The organism is Curtobacterium sp. MCBD17_026, assembly GCF_003234895.2.
In the GTDB taxonomy this organism is placed as follows: domain Bacteria; phylum Actinomycetota; class Actinomycetes; order Actinomycetales; family Microbacteriaceae; genus Curtobacterium; species Curtobacterium flaccumfaciens.
On the sequence record NZ_CP126281.1, the window covers coordinates 862496 to 880852 of the forward strand.

At 68.6% G+C, this 18357-nt stretch carries 14 protein-coding genes; 8 read left to right on the plus strand and 6 right to left on the minus strand.

What is annotated here, in order from left to right:
- Positions 1–555 precede the first annotated feature (555 nt).
- The 5 genes from DEI85_RS04155 to DEI85_RS04175 all read left to right on the plus strand — a co-directional run bounded on the left by DEI85_RS04155 (position 556) and on the right by DEI85_RS04175 (position 6585).
- A complete protein-coding gene (locus DEI85_RS04155) occupies positions 556–2184 on the plus strand; it encodes a peptide ABC transporter substrate-binding protein (RefSeq protein WP_111090654.1) in 1629 nt (542 codons plus the stop codon).
- A 223-nt stretch (positions 2185–2407) separates the two neighbouring features.
- Positions 2408–3337: an ABC transporter permease gene (locus tag DEI85_RS04160; protein ID WP_110860579.1), complete on the plus strand. Its 930-nt coding sequence runs from the start codon at positions 2408–2410 to the stop codon at positions 3335–3337.
- Complete coding sequence (locus DEI85_RS04165; protein ID WP_110860577.1) at positions 3327–4277, plus strand: ABC transporter permease; 951 nt, start codon at positions 3327–3329, stop codon at positions 4275–4277. The genes DEI85_RS04160 and DEI85_RS04165 overlap by 11 nt, the downstream gene beginning before the upstream one ends.
- Entirely contained in the window at positions 4274–6016 is a 1743-nt protein-coding gene (locus tag DEI85_RS04170; protein WP_110860575.1) for a dipeptide ABC transporter ATP-binding protein, read from the plus strand. Before DEI85_RS04165 ends, DEI85_RS04170 begins: the two co-directional genes overlap by 4 nt.
- A 62-nt stretch (positions 6017–6078) precedes the next feature.
- Positions 6079–6585: a PH domain-containing protein gene (locus DEI85_RS04175; protein WP_110860573.1), complete on the plus strand. Its 507-nt coding sequence runs from the start codon at positions 6079–6081 to the stop codon at positions 6583–6585.
- Between the two features lie 105 nt (positions 6586–6690).
- On the opposite strand, the gene DEI85_RS04180 is transcribed toward DEI85_RS04175, so the two are convergent.
- The 3 genes from DEI85_RS04180 to DEI85_RS04190 are packed head-to-tail and all read right to left on the minus strand — an operon-like array spanning position 6691 to position 10759.
- Complete coding sequence (locus tag DEI85_RS04180; protein ID WP_111123373.1) at positions 6691–8835, minus strand: ABC transporter ATP-binding protein; 2145 nt, start codon at positions 8833–8835, stop codon at positions 6691–6693.
- Positions 8828–9766, minus strand: coding sequence for an ABC transporter permease (locus DEI85_RS04185; protein WP_111123372.1), 939 nt, complete (start codon positions 9764–9766; stop codon positions 8828–8830). Before DEI85_RS04185 ends, DEI85_RS04180 begins: the two co-directional genes overlap by 8 nt.
- A 3-nt stretch (positions 9767–9769) precedes the next feature.
- Positions 9770–10759, minus strand: a complete 990-nt coding sequence (locus DEI85_RS04190; protein ID WP_309147149.1) for an ABC transporter permease — start codon at positions 10757–10759, stop codon at positions 9770–9772.
- 247 nt (positions 10760–11006) lie between these two features.
- Between DEI85_RS04190 and DEI85_RS04195 the strand changes: the two genes are divergently transcribed.
- Entirely contained in the window at positions 11007–12725 is a 1719-nt protein-coding gene (locus tag DEI85_RS04195) for an ABC transporter family substrate-binding protein (protein ID WP_111123371.1), read from the plus strand.
- A gap of 139 nt (positions 12726–12864) precedes the next feature.
- On the opposite strand, the gene DEI85_RS04200 is transcribed toward DEI85_RS04195, so the two are convergent.
- The 3 genes from DEI85_RS04200 to DEI85_RS04210 form a co-directional block, all read right to left on the minus strand.
- The gene (locus tag DEI85_RS04200) at positions 12865–13416 is read right to left on the minus strand and encodes a PH domain-containing protein (RefSeq protein WP_181436340.1); all 552 of its coding nucleotides are present in this window, start codon (positions 13414–13416) and stop codon (positions 12865–12867) included.
- Between the two features lie 193 nt (positions 13417–13609).
- The gene (locus tag DEI85_RS04205) at positions 13610–14089 is read right to left on the minus strand and encodes a peroxiredoxin (RefSeq protein WP_110860560.1); all 480 of its coding nucleotides are present in this window, start codon (positions 14087–14089) and stop codon (positions 13610–13612) included.
- Positions 14090–14208: 119 nt separating this feature from the next.
- Positions 14209–14958, minus strand: coding sequence for a CPBP family intramembrane glutamic endopeptidase (locus DEI85_RS04210; RefSeq protein WP_110860558.1), 750 nt, complete (start codon positions 14956–14958; stop codon positions 14209–14211).
- A 121-nt stretch (positions 14959–15079) separates the two neighbouring features.
- On the opposite strand from DEI85_RS04210, the gene typA reads away from it, so the two are divergent.
- Both typA and DEI85_RS04220 read left to right on the plus strand, forming a co-directional pair.
- Entirely contained in the window at positions 15080–17002 is a 1923-nt protein-coding gene (gene typA, locus DEI85_RS04215; protein ID WP_110860555.1) for a translational GTPase TypA, read from the plus strand.
- Positions 17003–17102: 100 nt separating this feature from the next.
- Positions 17103–18296 carry an amidohydrolase gene (locus DEI85_RS04220; RefSeq protein WP_220038931.1) on the plus strand — a complete coding sequence of 398 codons (1194 nt, stop codon included), beginning with the start codon at positions 17103–17105 and terminating at the stop codon, positions 18294–18296.
- The last annotated feature ends 61 nt before the right edge of the window (positions 18297–18357 follow it).

Sequence of the window (18357 nt, forward strand, 5' to 3'; positions counted from 1 at the left end):
ACCGGCGCCGACACCCCGTCGTCGCCCCGCGCTCGGTCGCCGAACGCTTCGTGCCCCGTCCGGTTCTCCGGGCGGGGCACGTTCGCGTCCGGGCCTCCGGGCGTCCGGGCGTCCGGGCGTCCGAGCGTCCGAGCGTCCGGCGCAGCGTCGGACGGTCACGACACCCCGCTCAGTTCCGCCGAGTGGTCGCGAACCGTCGTCCGGGCCCGCTCCCACCGACAGATCGTGACCACTCGGCGCGCCACCCACGGCAGGTCCCGACCGCTCGACGCACTCCCTCAGCCATACCCCTGAGCGATGCTCGCCCGTCCCCGACTTGCACAGAAGTGTGGCGGAGTGCAACGGATTTCATGCAGATGCAACAAAAACGCACCCTCCATCGACAGGCGCGCAAATCTTGCATCTTCTCGCAACGATCGTGCAAGTTGGTTACCGGCGTGTAACCGTTCGCCCCAGGGTTTGGACGCCGCTGTTCACCTTGCCTACAGTGCAAAGGTCAAACGCGCCCGGGTGACACCGCTGTGCCCTTGCGCGTCCCATGCACCAGGAGGAACCTTGATCAAGAAGCGCGCCGGGCTCTCAGCCCTCGCCGTGCTCGGGGCCACAGCACTCGCCCTGACCGCCTGCTCCAGCAACAGCTCGTCGAACGGCGGTGACTCGGGTTCGGCGAACGCGTCCGGGATCGTCACCACGAACGGCAGCGAGCCGCAGAACCCGCTGATCCCGTCGAACACCACCGAGACCGGTGGCGGCAAGATCATCGACTCGCTCTTCGAAGGCCTCGTCTCGTACGACGCCGACGGCAAGCCGGTCAACGAGGTCGCGAAGAGCATCAAGACCGATGACTCGAAGACCTTCGACATCACGCTCAACACGAACTACACCTTCACCAACGGCGAGAAGGTCACGGCCGAGTCGTTCACCAAGGCTTGGGACTGGGCTGCGCAGAAGTCGAACGCCCAGGGCGCGAGCTACTTCTTCGAGAACATCGAGGGCTACGACGCCGAGAAGGACTCGAAGCTGACCGGTCTCAAGGTCGTCGACGACGACGAGTTCACCGTCACGCTGAAGTCGGCGCAGTCGGACTTCCCGCTGTCGCTCGGTTACTCGGCGTTCGTGCCGCTGCCCTCGGCGTTCTACGACGACACCAAGGCGTTCGGCGAGAACCCGATCGGCAACGGTCCGTACAAGCTCGACGGCAAGAGCGCCTGGACCCACAACCAGTCCATCAAGCTCGTCACCAACAAGGACTACGAGGGCAAGCGCAAGCCGAAGAACGGTGGTCTGACGATCACGTTCTACACCTCGCAGGACACCGCGTACTCCGACGCCCAGGGCGGCAACCTCGACGTCCTCGACGCAGTGCCGGACGCAGCCTTCGCGACCTACAAGTCCGACTTCCCGGACTCGAACGTCAACCAGGCCGCTGCGATCTTCCAGGCGATCTACCTGCCCTACTACCTCGACCACTGGAAGGGTGAAGAGGGCAAGCTCCGCCGCGAGGCCGTGTCGATGGCGATCAACCGCAAGCAGATCACCGACAAGATCTTCGACGGCACCCGCACCCCGGCCAAGGACTTCACCTCCCCGGTGATCGACGGCTGGAGCGACGACCTCAAGGGCGCTGACGTCCTCAAGTTCAACAAGTCCGAGGCCAAGAAGCTCTGGGCCGAGGCCGACAAGATCTCGAAGTACGACGACACCCTCACCATCACGTACAACGCCGATGGTGGCCACGAGGCCTGGGTGACCGCGGTCACGAACTCGATCTCGAACACGCTCGGCATCAAGGCCGAGGGCAACGCGATCCCGACGTTCCAGGAAGCCCTGGACCTCCAGACGAACGACAAGCTCACGGGCGGCAGCCGCACCGGTTGGCAGGCCGACTACCCGTCGCTGTACAACTTCCTCGGCCCGACCATGGGTGAGGGCTCGTCGAACAACTACTCGCGGTACGACTCCAAGGAGTACAACGACCTCCTCGCCGAGGGCCGTTCGGCTGCGACCGTCGAAGAGGGCAACAAGATCTTCGACCAGGCACAGGAACTCCTGTTCGAGGACCTGCCCGAGATCCCGCTCTGGTACTCCAACGTGACCGGTGTCTGGAACGCGGACAACGTGTCGAACGTGAAGTTCGGCTGGAACTCGGTGCCGCTGTACTACGACATCGAGGTCCAGAAGTAACGCTGGTCTCGTAGAGACCACCACGCGAGCAGGTATCCTGCCTCGCGACCACCGGACGGGGGTTCGGGGACCACACGGTCCCCGAACCCCCGTACCGCGGCGGTAAGACCTTCCCCACACCGCGGGCGCTCGCCCGCACCGGACATCCGTGCCGACCCTCGGACCGTCCACCCCTCACCACAATGAACCTGATCGACATCGCTCCGGACCGGGCAGTGATCTGATGCTCTGGTACCTCGGCAAGCGCCTCCTGCAACTCATCCCCGTGTTCTTCGGGGCCACGTTCCTCATCTACTTCATGGTCTTCTCGCTGCCCGGCGACCCGATCGCCGCGCTGTTCGGCGACCGCCAGCCGTCGCCGCAGGTCATCGAGACGCTGCGACAGCAGTACAACCTCGACAAGCCGTTCATCATCCAGTACCTGCTCTGGATCGGTGGCGTGTTCCGCGGTGACCTCGGCCTGACGTACTCGGGCCAGCCGGTCAGCTCGCAGCTCGCCCAGGCCTTCCCGATCACGGCTCGACTGGCCATCCTGGCGCTCGTCTTCGAGGCCGTCGCCGGCATCGTCGTCGGTGTCATCGCCGGTCTGCGCAAGGGCAAGCTGTTCGACGCCACCGCACTCGTCGTGTCGCTGCTGCTCATCTCGGTGCCGACCTTCGTCGTCGGGTTCGTCCTGCAGTACGTGTTCGGCATCAAGCTCGGCCTGTTCCGGGTCACGGTGTCCGGTGACGCACCGTGGTCGGAGCTCGTGCTGCCGGCGATCGTGCTCGCCTCGGTCTCGTTCGCCTACATCGTTCGTCTGACCCGAGCGAGCGTCGCCGAGAACACCAGCGCCGACTTCGTGCGGACCGCCACCGCGAAGGGCCTGCCGCGTCGTCGTGTCGTCGGCGTGCACATCTTCCGCAACTCGCTCATCCCCGTGGTGACCTACCTGGGTGTCGACATCGGCAACCTGATGGTCGGCGCGGTCGTCACCGAGGGCATCTTCAACATCAACGGCGTCGGCGGCACGGTGTTCCGCGCCGTCAAGCTCGGCGAGGGCCCCACGGTCGTGTCCTTCGTCGCCGTGATGGTCATCATCTTCATGCTCGCCAACCTCCTGGTCGACCTGCTCTACGCCGTCCTGGACCCGAGGATCCGCTATGCCAAGTAACGCCGCACCCCGTTCGGCGACGCACTACGTCGCCCCGATCGAGGAGACCCCCCTGCAGGCGGTCGACCAGGTCAACGAGGACGAGAAGACCCGATCGCTGTGGACGGACGCGTGGGAGTCCATGCGGACCCGACCGACGTTCTGGATCTCCTCGGTCCTGATCCTGCTCATCGTCGTCGTCGCGATCTTCCCCGGGCTCTTCACGCACGTCGACCCGCGGGCGTCGAACCTCGACTTCAGTGACGAGGGCGCGCGCCCCGGGCACCCGCTCGGCTACACCCGCCAGGGCTACGACGTCTACGCCCGCGTGATCTGGGGCGCACAGAACTCGGTCATCGTCGGCATCGTCGCGACGGTCCTGGTGTCGCTCGTCGGCATCATCATCGGTTCGCTGGCCGGCTTCTACGGCGGCTGGCTCGACACGATCGTGTCCCGGATCGCGGACATCTTCTTCTCGATCCCGACCATCCTCGGCGCGATCGTGATCATGTCGGTGATCCCCGCCCGGAACGCCATCACCGTCGCGCTCGTCCTCGCTGCCTTCGCCTGGCCGCAGATCGCCCGCATCATGCGTGGTGCCGTGCTCAGCGCCAAGCAGTCGGACTACGTCATGGCTTCCGCTGCCCTCGGCGTCAGCCGCTTCAAGACACTGGTCCGCCACGTCATCCCGAACTCGCTGGCTCCGGTCATCGTCGTCGCGACGGTGTCCCTCGGCACGTTCATCGTCGCCGAGGCCACGCTGTCGTTCCTCGGTATCGGTCTGCCGCCGTCGGCGCTCAGCTGGGGCCTCGACATCGGTACGGCCCAGACCTCGATCCGGACCAACCCGGCGACGATCTTCTGGCCGTCCGCCGCCCTGTCCATCACCGTGCTCGCGTTCCTGCTCCTCGGTGACGTGGTGCGCGATGCGCTCGACCCGAAGGCGAGGGCCCGCCGATGAGCGAGACACTGACCCAGCCGAACAGCAGCCGCACCGGCGGTTCCGGTGCCCCGCTGCTCGAGATCCGCGACCTGCAGGTCGGTTTCAAGACCCAGAGTGGCCTCGTGCAGGCCGTCCGCGGCGTCGACCTCACCCTCGAGCAGGGCGAGCGCCTGGCCATCGTCGGCGAGTCCGGTTCCGGCAAGTCGACGAGCGCCCAGGCGATCATCAAGCTGCTCCCCGGTACCGGTCAGGTCACCGGGGGCTCGATCAAGTTCAACGGGCGTGAGCTCGTCGGTCTGAGCGACAAGGAGATGTCGGAGATCCGCGGGAAGGAGATCGGCTACGTCCCCCAGGACCCGATGTCGAACCTCAACCCGCTGTGGTCGATCGGCTTCCAGGTGGAAGAGGCGATCCGTGCGAACGGCATGGCGACCGGCAAGAAGGCCGTCCGTGACCGTGCCGTCGAGGTCCTGCAGGAAGCCGGCCTCGGCGACGCGTCGACCCGTCTGAAGCAGTACCCGCACGAGTTCTCCGGCGGCATGCGGCAGCGCGTGCTCATCGGCATCGGCCTGTCGAGCCGCCCGCAGCTGCTCATCGCCGACGAGCCGACGAGTGCGCTCGACGTCACCGTCCAGCGCGTCATCCTCGATCACCTCGAGACCCTGACGCGCGACTTCGGCACCTCGGTGCTGTTCATCACGCACGACCTCGGACTCGCCGCCGAGCGTGCCGAGAAGCTCGTCGTGATGTACAAGGGCCAGGTCGTCGAGGCCGGTCCCTCGAAGGAGATCCTGGCCAACCCGCAGCACCCGTACACGCAGCGTCTCGTCGCGGCGGCCCCGTCGCTGGCCAGCCGCCGCATCCAGTCGAAGGTGCAGCACCAGCGGGTCGACATCGCCGACGCCGGCAACGACGACGCCGAGCTGATCCACCGGGCCCAGGAGCGCGAGCACCGTCCGACCGAGGACCTCATCGTGGTGAAGAACCTCGAGAAGGTCTACAAGCTGCGCGGCAAGAACCGCGCCACGCGCGAGCTCAAGGCCGTCGACGACGTGTCGTTCTCGATCCAGAAGGGCACCACCACGGCGCTCGTCGGCGAGTCCGGTTCGGGCAAGTCGACCGTCGCGAAGCTCGTCCTGCAGCTCGAGAGCATCACGAGCGGCACCGTGCAGTTCGACGGCATCGACATCGGCGCGCTGAAGGGCAAGGACCTCTTCGACTTCCGCCGCCGCGTGCAGCCGGTGTTCCAGGACCCGTACGGCTCCCTGGACCCGATGTACAACGTCGGGAATACGATCGCCGAGCCGCTCGCCACGCACAAGGTGGGCGACAAGGCCTCGCGTCGCGCCCGGGTGCTCGAGCTGCTCGACCAGGTCGCGCTGCCGAAGTCGATGGTGAACCGCTACCCGAACGAACTGTCCGGTGGTCAGCGACAGCGCATCGCCGTCGCTCGCGCGCTGGCGCTCAAGCCGGAGGTCATCGTCCTCGACGAGGCCGTCTCCGCGCTCGACGTGCTCGTGCAGGGTCAGATCCTCGATCTGCTCACCGAGCTGCAGACCGAGCTCGGATTGACGTACCTGTTCATCACGCACGACCTCGCGGTCGTCCGCCTCGTCGCGGACAACGTCTGCGTCATGCGCCGTGGGCAGATCGTCGAGAAGGCGACGACCGACGAGGTCTTCGCCGCCCCGAAGGAGCAGTACACGAAGGACCTCCTGGCCGCCATCCCCGGCGCCGGGTTCGAGTTCGGACGCTGATCCACCTGGACACGAACGAGGCCGGACGCCCCGTCGTCCTCCGCGCTGGTCGCGGGGGCGCGGTGGCGTCCGGCCTCGTCGCCGTCCTGGGTCTGTTCCTGCTCGGCGATGCGGCGTTCCGGGGGAGCTGGGACGTGTTCCTCCGCGCCGCCGGCCCGATCGCCGTGCTCGTCTGGGCGCTCTGGGTCCTGACCTACCGCCCGTGCATCGTCATCGACGAGCGCGCGGTCACCGTGGTCAACCCGCTGCGCCGCACCGTGGTGCCGTGGCACGCCGTCGCCGACGTGCGGCTCCGCTGGCAGATCGTGATCGAGACGGTCGCCGGCCGGAAGGTGCAGTGCTGGGGCGGGCCGTCGCTGCCGCGGCCGAAACCGGCCCGGCGCGGCGAGCGGGCCGTCCTGCGACAGCCCGACGAGATGACGGTGCTGCTCGACCGCTGGTCCGAGCACCGCGAGCGCGCCGGTGCCGGCGACGCCGTGCGTGGCTGGGACGTGCCGGCCCTGGCGGTCGGCGCAGCCGCGCTGGCGCTGCTCGCCGCCTCGCTGCTCAGCCTGTGGCTGGGAGCCTGATACGGCTCGCGATCGCGACCACAGGACGGACGGGAGGCCCGGAGCACGACGTGCTCCGGGCCTCCCGTCCGTCTGCTGGTCACGTCCACGGCGTGACCAGCGTCGTCAGACGACCGCGCCGACCCGCTCGGTGAGCAGGTGCTCCTGGTCGGTCTGGATGCAGGCGACACCGCGGCCGTGCACGGGCTCGAGACCCGGGTCGATCGTGCGGCACTGCTCCTGCCGGCCCTCGTCGAGGAGCTGGTAGAGCGGGCAGCGCGTGCGGAACCGGCAACCGGGGATGCGCTCCGTGGGGGAGGGCAGGTCGCCGTCGAGCAGGATGCGCCCGCGGGCGGCCTCGGCCATCGGGTCCGGCACCGGCACGGCGGACAGCAGGGCCCGGGTGTACGGGTGCTGCGGGTCCGAGAACACGGCGTCGCCGTCGCCGTACTCGACGATGCGGCCGAGGTACATGACCGCGACGTCGTCGGCGATGTGCCGGACCACGGACAGGTCGTGCGCCACGAACAGGTACGACAGCCCGAGGCGGTGCTTGAGGTCCTCGAGCAGGTTGATCACACCGGCCTGCACGGAGACGTCGAGCGCGGAGACCGGCTCGTCGAGCACCAGGATCTTCGGCTCGACGATGAGCGCACGGGCGATGCCGATGCGCTGCCGCTGGCCGCCCGAGAACTCGTGCGGGTACCGGTCGATGTAGCTCGGCTCGAGCCCGACCAGCTCGAGCACCTCGCGCACCCGCCGGCGGATCTCGTCCTTCGCCACGCCGTGCACGGTGAGGGGTTCACCGATCACCGAGCCGATGTCGAGCCGGGGGTCGATCGACGCCATCGGGTCCTGGAACACGACCTGGAGGTCGCGGCGCAGTGCCAGGCGGTCCTTCTTGGACAGCGAGGCGGTGTCGACGCCGTTCACCCGGATGGTGCCGTGCTGGGCACCGGCGAGCTCGAGGATCTCCATGATGGTGGTCGTCTTGCCGCAGCCGGACTCGCCGACCAGGCCGAGCACCTGCCCGCGCTTGAGCGTCAGGGAGATGCCGTCGACCGCGTGCACCTCGCCGATCTGCCGGCGGAACAGCGCGCCCTTGGTGAGCGGGAACGTCTTGACGACGTCCTGCAGCTCGAGCACGACGTCGTCGCCGTGGTCGACGGCCGCCTCGGGGACGTCCTCGGGGCGGGGGAAGATCTCCGAGCGCTCGAGGGTGCCCGCGGCGATCTCGTCGCGACGGATGCACGCGGCGGTGTGGTCGTCGAGCAGCGTGCCGTTGCCGATCGTCGTGACGGCGCCGGTCAGCACCGGGTTGTCGGCGCTCTGCGGCACCGACGGAGCGACGAGGGCGGGCTCGCCGTCGCGGCAGGCGTCGATGACGGCGGGGCAGCGGTCGGCGAACGGGCAGCCCGTCGGCTTCTGGGTGAGCAGGGGCGGGCGGCCGTCGAGCGGGACGAGCCGCTCGGTGCGGGCGGACGTCATGTTCGGCATCGAGCGGAGCAGCCCGATCGTGTACGGCATCACCGGCTCGCGGAACAAGGGGAGCACCGGCGCCGTCTCGACGATCCGGCCGGCGTACATCACGGCCACGCGGTCGGCGTTGCCGGCGACGACGCCGAGGTCGTGCGTGATGAGCACGACGGCCGCACCGGTCATGTCCTTGGCGGTCTGCAGCACGTCGAGGATCTGCGCCTGGATCGTCACGTCGAGCGCGGTGGTGGGTTCGTCCGCGATGATCAGCTTCGGGTCGTTCGCGATGGCGATGGCGATCATCGCCCGCTGTCGCATGCCGCCGGAGAACTCGTGCGGGAACGCGTCGAGTCGTCGAGCCGGGTTCGGGATGCCGACGATGCGCAGGAGTTCCTCGGCGCGGGTGCGTGCGGCGTGCTGGGTGAGGGAGCGGTCGTGCAGGCGCAGGCCCTCGATGATCTGCTGGCCGATCGTGTACACCGGCGTCAGGGCGGACAGCGGGTCCTGGAACACCATCGCGATGTCACGACCGCGCAGCGCCGACATCTCGCGGTCGTTCCTGCCGACGAGCTCCTGTCCGTCGAACCGGATGCTGCCCTGCACCTGGGCGGACGACGGCAGCAGGCCCATCACGGCCATCGAGGACACCGACTTGCCGGAACCCGATTCGCCGACGATGCCGAGGAACTCGCCGGGAGCCACCGAGTAGTCGACACCCCGGACCGCGTAGACGGGCTTGGTCTTCGGGTTGAACGTGACCGACAGGTCGGACACGGTGAGCAGCGGCTCAGTCACGGTTGGCTCCGGAGGTGGGGTCGATGGCGTCGCGCAGGGCGTCGCCGAGCAGGCTGGTCGAGAGCACGGTCGCGACCAGCGTCGCGGCGGGCAGGACGAAGAGCCACGGGCGGGTGACGGCGGACTGGCTGCCGGCGGCGAGCAGGGTGCCGAGCGAGACGTCGGGGATCTGGATGCCGAAGCCGAAGAAGCTCAGCGAGCTCTCCGCCAGGATCGCGGCGCCGACGCCGAGCGTGGCGTCGATGATGAGCAGCGACGCCACGTTCGGCAGGATGTGCCGCCGGATGATCGTGAACGCCGGGACGCCCATGAACCGGGCGGCCTTGACGTAGTCGCGTTCGCGCAGCGACATCGTCTGACCGCGGATCACCCGGGCCATCACCATCCAGCTGAACACCGCGAGGCCGACGATGAGGGCCACCCACGTCAGGTTCTTGAACACCGGGCTGAGCAGCACGAGCGCGTAGAACGACGGGATCACGAGCAGCAGGTCGATGACCCACACGAGCAGCCGGTCGGTGACGCCGCCGAAGTACCCTGCGATCGCGCCGACGACGCCGGCGATCAGGGTCGCTGCCGGACCGGCGATCAGGCCGATGAGCAGCGACTTCTGGAGGCCGACCAGGGTCTGCGCGTAGATGTCCTGGCCGATGTCGTTCGTGCCGAACCAGTGCGCGGCGCTCGGCGGCATGCCGAACGCCAGCCCGTCGGAGTCGACGGCGTTCCAGTGGTACAGGTACGGGCCGAGGAACGCCCAGAGGATGATGAGGAGCAGGGCGCTGCCGCCGATGCGCGCGCGCCAGGTGCCGAACACCTTGCGCCAGAGCGGGGTGCGGCCGCCCTTCACCTCGATGACGTGCGCCGGCGTACCGGCGGCGCCGTCGCCGGGGTCACCGGCGGTGGTCGTGGTCGTGGGGTCGAGAACAGACACGGGTCACACCCTCACTCGCGGGTCGAGCGCGGCGTACAGCAGGTCCGCGAGGGTCCCTGCGATGAGCACGAGGATCGCCGTGAAGAGGATCGTGCCCGATGCCGCGTTGATGTCGTTGTTGCTGATGCTCTGGACGAAGTACTCGCCCATGCCGTGCCAACTGAAGACCAGCTCGGTGATGCTCGCGCCGGTCAGGATGAGTCCGAACGAGTACGCGAAGAAGGTCGACATCGGGATGAGGGCGACCCGCACACCGTGGCGCATGATCGCCGACCCTCGGGTGCGGCCCTTCGACCGTGCGGTGCGGATGAAGTCGTTCGACAGCACGTCGAGCATCGCTGAGCGCTGGTAGCGCGAGTACGTGGCGACGGCGCCGATGGTCAGCGAGATCGTCGGTAACAACAGGTGCACGAGCCGGTCGCCGAGCACCGGGAAGAACCCGGTCACCCCCGGCGTGTACTCGCCGGTGAACCGGATCACCTGCGTCCCGACGCCCTGGTTGAGCGAGGTCGCGAGGATCATCAGCACGACCGCGATGACGAAGGTCGGGGTGGCGAGCACCGCGAACGACAGGTACGTCGACACCTGGTCGGAGGTGCGGTACTGCCGGACCGCGTTCCAGACGCCGAGCAGTACCCCGAGGATCGCGCCGAGCAGTGTGCCGATCACGAGCAGCCGCAGGCTCGTGCCGGAGCGGGCGATGATGTCGGCCGTCACCTCGGTGCCGCGGGTGCTCATGCCGAGCGAGCCGTGCGTCACCAGGCCGACCCACCAGTCCCAGGTGCGGACGAGGAGCGGGGTGCCCGGATCGGCACCGAGCTTGCGGAGCGACGCCTCGATGGTGCCCTGCGGCACGGCCGGGTTGCGCCCCAGGAACCGGGCGGCCGGGTTGAGCGTCGTGCTGGCGAGGATGTACCCGAGCGTGGTCGCCACGATCGTCAGGACGATGTAGTTGACGATCCGCTTTGCGATGAAGGCGAGCATGTGGTTCATGACCTCTGGGTGCGGCCGTCCGACCGGACGGCGTTGTCGGTGGCGACAGGCTAGCCGTTCGGGCGACCGGGTGGGACAACGGAAGTGACGCTATGCAACATTCGTTACGAGCGTGTTTCGATTCGTCGCACAGACCCTTGTGCCGCCTTCGGATGTGGCTAGGGTTCTCAACCAACAGACGCGACGGCGGGGGCCGTACGCGGTCCAGCGCGATCTGCGCGAACCACAAGGAAAGGGAATCCTCGCCATGCGAAAGAGGATCAAGGGCATCGCCGTCCTCGCCACCGCTGCGGCTGCCGCCGTCGTGCTGGCGGGCTGCTCCGGCGGCGGACAGGCTGGCAACAGCAGCTCCGCGGTCGCCGAGTCGTCGCTGAAGTCGACCGGCTGGACCGTCGCGGACCGCGCTGACGTCAAGGACGGCGGGTCGATCACCCTGCCGATCGACACCGCTCCGGCGAACTGGCAGCTGCTCAACCTGGACTCGGGGACGGTCGACGACACCACCATCTCGCAGACCTACCTGCCGAGCTTCATCCAGTTCAAGGAGAACGGCGAGTGGGAGGCGAACAAGGACTTCGTCGACTCCATCGAGCTGACCAAGGACTCGCCCCAGACCGTCGAGATCAAGATCAACCCGAAGGCCGTGTGGTCGGACGGCACCCCGATCAGCGCGAAGGACGTCATCGCGAACTGGAAGGCGCTGAACGGCACGAACGAGGCCTTCGCGCCCCTCGCCACCAACGTGTGGGAGGACGTGGACTCGGTCAAGCAGGGCTCCGACGAGCGTGACGTCATCATGACGTTCTCGAAGACCAACGCCGACTGGGCGTCGGTCTTCACAGCGATCTACCCGTACTGGGCCGTCGACACCCCGGACCACTTCAACAAGGCCTGGGCAAAGGGACCGTACGCCGCCGACGGCACGACCTACGTCTCCGGTGGCCCGTACATCCTGAAGTCCTTCGACGCCAACGGTGGCGTCGTGACCTTCGAGAAGAACCCGAAGTGGTGGGGCGACGAGGGCAAGCTCGACACGATCGTCTTCAAGACGGTCTCCCGTGACGGTGTCGCCCAGGCGTACGGCAACAAGGAGCTCGACGCCTTCAACCTGAACGGCAGCGCCGACAACCTCAAGACGGCGAACTCGCGCTCCGACTCGAAGATCGAGCGGTCGCTCGGCACCACGCAGCGGCAGATCACGCTGAACGGCACGTCGGACGTCTTCAAGGACCAGGACGTGCGCCAGGCGTTCGCGCAGGCGATCAACCGCAAGGTGCTCGCCCAGGCGATCCTGTCCCCGGTGAAGAGCCCGGGTGACGTGCTCAACAACCTGACGTACCTGCCCGGTCAGCAGGGCTACCAGGACGACGTGTCGAGCGTCTACGGCTACAGCACCGACAAGGCGAAGTCGAAGCTCGAGGACGCCGGTTGGAAGATCGGCTCGGACGGCTACGCGACCAAGGGCGGCAAGGAGCTCGACGTCCGCTTCGTGATCCCGTCGGACAACCCGAACTCGGCGAACGTCGCGCAGCTCGTGCAGCAGCAGACCAAGCTCGCCGGCTTCAAGGTGACCATCGACACCGTGCCCACCGACGACTTCTTCACGAAGTACATCACCACGACGACCCGTGACTTCGACGCCACGTACTTCGCGTGGCAGGGCACGCCGTTCCCGATCTCGTCGCTGAAGTCGATCTACTACCCCGCCGACGCCGGCCAGAACTACACCGGCGTGACGGACGACTCGCTCGGTGCCGCCTGGGACAAGGCGAACGGCGAGCTCGACCCGGATGCCCGCATCAAGGACGCGCAGGCCATAGACAAGAAGATCGTCGCGGTCGCCGGCACCATCCCGCTGTTCGCCGAGCCGTACGCCTGGGGCGTGCGCAAGGACCTGGTGAACTACGGTCCGGCGCAGTTCCAGCAGTCCTCGGTCAAGTGGCAGGACGTCGGCTACACGAAGTAGTCGGCACCGCGCGCACGAACGACAGCGCGCACGAACGACACCGTTCACGAACGACACCCCCGACGTCGCACGACGTCGGGGGTGTCGTCCTGCGTCGGCCTACCGTCCGACCGGCACGGCGACCAGAGCTGCGCGACCGCTAGAACCGTGCCGCTGCCAGCGACGCCGCGACCCCGAGCACGACCATCGCCAGGATCGTCCAGCCGTGGGTGCGGTGCGTGATCGGCGCAGCCGTCACGATCGACGGGGGCGGGCCGTCCTGCTCGGCCGGGGCGGGCACGTGGGCCAGCATCCGCGCGGCCGCAGCGTCGACGTCCAGGCGATCCGGGCCTCCCGGCTGGTCGCCGCTGTGCGCGGCGAGACGCGCCGTCGGGCGGGTCGCGATCCAGACGCGACGGACGCCCTCGCTGGTGACCACCTCGATGCCGTACTTCGTGCGCACCTCGCCGATGCGTGACCAGGTGTAGGTGCTGGTCCGCCGGACGTCCACGATGCGCAGGTGCTCGGGCGTCAGCTCGATCCGGGGACGCCACAGCGCCGCCCACGCGACGAACGCGACGGCGATGCTCGGGATCGGCACGAGCAAGGGGGCGCCGCCGCCGAGCAGGGCCAGCGGGACGAGCACGACGGCCACGACCCAGAGGACGACGGCGAGGGCGCGCAGGCCGGGGGCGACGATGGTGGTGGGCACCGGACGAGGGTACGAGATGCCTCCCCGGAGACGCCCGGGGAGCGGGTGTGACACACCGGCGCGTATCTCCGGACGACCCGATTCCCCGGGGAGGCAGATCCTGGACGGACCCTCGTGCCGTCCATGGTCGTCGCCCCCAGTTTGGGTGTCAATACCCTGTCTCGGCGCACTCAGCGGACTCCCACGCCGAGGGTCACGAAACGAGCAGTTCGATCTGTTCGCGGATGGTCTCGGCCTTCGGGAACCGCAGGCCGACCAGGCCGATGTGCCGCCACCGGACCACGCCGTCGGGGCCGATCACGAAGACCGATCGGCGCAGGCCGATGCCCGGTGCCTGCACCCCGTAGGCGCGGATCGCCGAACCCGCGGTGTCGCTGAGCAGCGGGAACGCGAGCGAGGACCCGCGGGCGAACCCCTCGTGCGAGTCGAGTGCCTGCGGGCTGATGCCCCACACGGTCGCGCCGAGGTCGGTGAACTCGTCGAGTTCGGCCTGGTAGCTGCAGAGCTGGGCCGTGCAGACCGCCGTCGCGTCGCCCGGGTAGAAGGCCAGCACCACGGTCCGGCCGATCTCGGCGGACAGGTCGTACTCGTCGTCGGTGCGGACGCCGCCGCGCACGACCATCCCCGGCAGGGTGAACGACGGGGCGGACTCGCCGATCGCGGGGATGCTCATGGGTCCAACGGTAGGGCGGCCCGGCGGGGGTTGCCCCTCGGCGCGCTGTGCGGGGGCTGTGGATGCGCTCCGTGACGCGCTGAACGGCCAGTGGCGCGTCGACGCGCCGCTGCCGTGGTCTACGAGAACATCTGCGGGAACGCGTGCGCCACCCAGGGGTACCCGACGAAGACCACCGCGTCGAGCAGGGCGTGCGTGATGACGAGTGGCAGGAGCCGGCCCCACCTCGTGTAGATCCAGCCGAACACGATGCCCATCACCGCGTTGCCGATGAACGCCCCGAACCCCTGGTAAAGGTGGTAGCTGCCGCGCAGCAGGGCGGTCGACAGGATCATCTGCCAGCGGCCCCAGCCGAGGTCGCCGAGTCGGGCGTAGAGGTACCCGATCACGATCACCTCTTCCTGCAGGCCCGAGCGGATCGCGGACAGCAGCAGGACCGGGACCGTCCACCAGTAGGAGTTGAGCGCGGCGGGGTCGACCGCGACCGTGATGCCGAGCGCCCGCCCCGTGAAGTACAGCGCCAGCCCCGGGATCCCGATGCACAGGGCGATGAGCGCCGGGCCACCCAGGTCCGGCTTCGCCCGGAACCGGTCGATCCCGAGCCGGCCGAGGTGCGGCCGCGACGTGCTCCACAGCAGGTAGCAGACGAGCGCGACCGGGGCCAGGTCCACCGCGATGCCGAGGAGCTGCCGGGCGAGGTCGACGTACTGCACCGTCGTCGACGAGGTGTTCAGGGCCGTCGACTGCTCGCCGAGCGGGGTCGTCTGCGACAGGTCGTCGATGATCTGCAGGATCGAGTAGAGGGCGCTGGCACCGAGCGAGAGCAGCAGGACGATGGTGATCTCGACCCACGTTCGCCGACGGCTCATGCGCTGTACTCCTGTCGCTTGCGAACTACCGGTAGACTGGCGTGTCGGGCGTTCTGCCCACGGGTGCGGTGCTGTGAAAACACTGGCCCGACACTCTCCCAGAAATTGAAGGATGTCCTGTATGGCGCTCGCCACCCGGTCCGACCTGCGCAACGTCGCCATCGTGGCACACGTCGACCACGGCAAGACCACCCTCGTCGACGCGATGCTCACGCAGACCAACTCGTTCGACGCTCACTTCGAGGGCGAAGACCGGATGATGGACTCGAACGACCTCGAGCGCGAGAAGGGCATCACGATCCTCGCGAAGAACACGTCGGTGCTCTACAACGGCAAGCACGCCAGTGAGTTCGGCGCGGGCGGTCCCATCACCATCAACGTGATCGACACCCCCGGCCACGCCGACTTCGGTGGCGAGGTCGAGCGCGGCCTGTCCATGGTCGACGGTGTCGTCCTGCTCGTCGACGCGTCCGAGGGCCCGCTGCCCCAGACCCGCTTCGTGCTCCGCAAGGCCCTCGCAGCGAAGCTCCCGGTGATCCTGCTCGTCAACAAGACGGACCGCCCCGACTCCCGCATCGACGAGGTCGTCTCCGAGTCGCAGGACCTGCTCCTCGGCCTGGCCTCGGACCTGTCGGACGAGGTCGACGACCTCGACCTCGACGCGATCCTCGACGTCCCCGTGGTCTACGCCTCGGGCCGCAACGGTGCCGCGTCGCGCAACAAGCCGAACGACGGCGAGCTGCCCGACAACGACGACCTCGAGCCCCTGTTCGAGGCCATCCTGCAGCACGTGCCGGCGCCGAAGTACGACGACCAGCACCCGCTGCAGGCCCACGTCACCAACCTCGACGCGTCGCCGTTCCTCGGTCGCCTCGCGCTGCTGCGCATCTTCCACGGCACGATGAAGAAGGGTCAGACGGTCGCGTGGGTCAAGCACGACGGCACCGTCGTCAACGCCCGCATCACCGAGCTCCTCATCACCAAGGCGCTCGAGCGCTACCCGGCCGAGTCGGCCGGCCCCGGTGACATCGTCGCGGTCGCCGGTTTCGACACGATCACCATCGGTGAGACCCTGTCCGACCCCGAGGACGTCCGTCCGCTGCCGACCATCACGGTCGACGACCCGGCGATCTCGATGACGATCGGCACGAACACCAGCCCGCTCGTCGGCAAGGTCAAGGGCCACAAGCTGACCGCCCGCATGGTCAAGGAGCGCCTCGACCGCGAGCTCATCGGCAACGTCTCGCTCAAGGTCCTCGACATCGGTCGTCCGGACGCGTGGGAGGTCCAGGGTCGCGGCGAGCTCGCACTGGCCATCCTCGTCGAGCAGATGCGTCGTGAGGGCTTCGAGCTCACCGTCGGCAAGCCCCAGGTGGTCACGAAGCGTGACGACAACGGCAAGCTGCTGGAGCCGTACGAGCACATGACGATCGACACGCCGGAGGAGTACCTCGGCGCGATCACGCAGCTCATGGCCGCTCGCAAGGGCCGCATGGAGAACATGACGAACCACGGCACCGGCTGGGTGCGCATGGAGTTCATCGTCCCGTCGCGTGGCCTGATCGGCTTCCGCACGTCGTTCCTGACCGAGACCCGCGGTACCGGCATCGCCAACGCGATCTCGCACGGCTACGACGAGTGGGCCGGCTCGATCCAGACCCGCATCAACGGCTCGATCGTGTCCGACCGTTCGGGTGTCGTCACGCCGTTCGCCATCACGAACCTCCAGGAGCGGATGACGTTCTTCGTCAACCCGACCGAAGAGGTCTACGAGGGCATGGTCATCGGCGAGAACTCGCGCGCCGACGACATGGACGTCAACATCACGAAGGAGAAGAAGCTCACGAACATGCGCTCGGCGAACGCCGACTCCTTCGAGTCGATGACGCCGTCGCGCCAGCTCTCCCTCGAGGAGTGCCTGGAGTTCGCGCGCGAGGACGAGTGCGTCGAGGTCACCCCCGACGCCGTCCGCATCCGCAAGGTCGAGCTCGACGCGCAGGCCCGCCAGCGCTCCTACGCCCGCCTGAAGCGTCAGGACGCGTAGGCACCAGCACGCGCAACACCCGCGGAGGCCCGTCCTCCGTCCGACGGCCCGGTCACCTGCAGCAGGTGGCCGGGCCGTTCGCGGTTGTACCGTGGGCACCGTGACTCTCGACCTGCTCTCGATCTACCAGGACCTGCACGCCCACCCGGAGCTCGGCTTCCAGGAGCACCGCACCGCCGGTGTCATCACTGCGAAGCTCGCCGAGATCGGTGGGATCGAGGTGACGACGGGCGTCGGCGGCACCGGCGTCGTCGGTGTCGTGTCGAACGGCGAGGGCCCCGTGGTCTGGCTCCGCGCCGACATGGACGGCCTGCCCGTGCAGGAGCGGACCGGCCTGGCCTACGCCAGCGAGCACGTCGGCACCGACGACGAGGGCCGCGAGGTCCCGACCATGCACGCCTGCGGCCACGACATCCACGTCACGTGGCTGCTCGGCACGCTGGAGCGCCTGGTCGCGACCACGGGGGACTGGCGCGGCACGGTCGTCGCCGTCTTCCAGCCCGCGGAAGAGGTCATCTCCGGCGCCCGCGCGATGGTCGAGGACGGCCTGGTCGAGCGGTTCCCGAAGCCGGACGTCGTGCTCGGGCAGCACTCCGCACCCGCACCGGTCGGCATCGTCGCCGTCGGCACCGGCCCCGTGATGGCGTCGAGCGACCGGCTGACGGTGACCTTCAACGGTCGTGGGGCGCACGGTTCGGCCCCGCAGGCCTCGCTCGACCCGGTCGTCACCGCGGCCTCGGCCGTCGTGCGGCTGCAGACCGTCGTCGCCCGCGAGGTCTCGCCGAGCGACGCGGGAGTCGTCACCGTCGGCAGCTTCCACGCCGGCACGCGGGCGAACATCATCCCCGACGAGGCCGTCATCGAGATCTCGACCCGGGCCCGCAACGAGGAGACCCGCCAGCGCATCATCGCCTCGATCGAGCGCATCGTCCGTGCCGAGAGCACGGCCGGCGGCCTGTCCGAGCCGACGATCGTGCGTGCACCGGGCGCCGAGGTCACCGTGAACGACGCCGAGGCCGCTGCCACCGTGCTCGAGGCCATCCGCGCCGAGGTGCCGGGAGCCCGCGACCTGGAGATCGGGCTCGCCATGGCGTCGGAGGACGTCGGCCAGCTCGCCACCGCCGCCGGAGCGCCGCTCGTGTACTGGTTCACGGGCATCACCGACCCGGAGCGCTTCCGCCGCGGCGAGGAGATCCCGAGCAACCACTCGCCGTTCTACGCGCCGCAGGCCGAGACCGCGATCCCGGTCGGCGTCGATGCCCTGGTCGCGGCGACGCGCGCGTACGTCGCCTGACCCGTTCGTCGGGAAGGAGGCCCGGGGCGGCCCCGCCGCGCACGTGACCGCGGCGGGGACG

Coding starts and splice junctions, on each gene's coding strand:
- DEI85_RS04210 (WP_110860558.1), bottom strand. CDS start 14,958: ATGAGCCGTCGGCGAACGTGGGTCGAGATCACCATCGTCCTGCTGCTC.
- DEI85_RS04195 (WP_111123371.1), top strand. CDS start 11,007: ATGCGAAAGAGGATCAAGGGCATCGCCGTCCTCGCCACCGCTGCGGCT.
- DEI85_RS04170 (WP_110860575.1), top strand. CDS start 4,274: ATGAGCGAGACACTGACCCAGCCGAACAGCAGCCGCACCGGCGGTTCC.
- DEI85_RS04160 (WP_110860579.1), top strand. CDS start 2,408: ATGCTCTGGTACCTCGGCAAGCGCCTCCTGCAACTCATCCCCGTGTTC.
- DEI85_RS04205 (WP_110860560.1), bottom strand. CDS start 14,089: ATGAGCATCCCCGCGATCGGCGAGTCCGCCCCGTCGTTCACCCTGCCG.
- DEI85_RS04165 (WP_110860577.1), top strand. CDS start 3,327: ATGCCAAGTAACGCCGCACCCCGTTCGGCGACGCACTACGTCGCCCCG.
- typA (WP_110860555.1), top strand. CDS start 15,080: ATGGCGCTCGCCACCCGGTCCGACCTGCGCAACGTCGCCATCGTGGCA.
- DEI85_RS04190 (WP_309147149.1), bottom strand. CDS start 10,759: ATGAACCACATGCTCGCCTTCATCGCAAAGCGGATCGTCAACTACATC.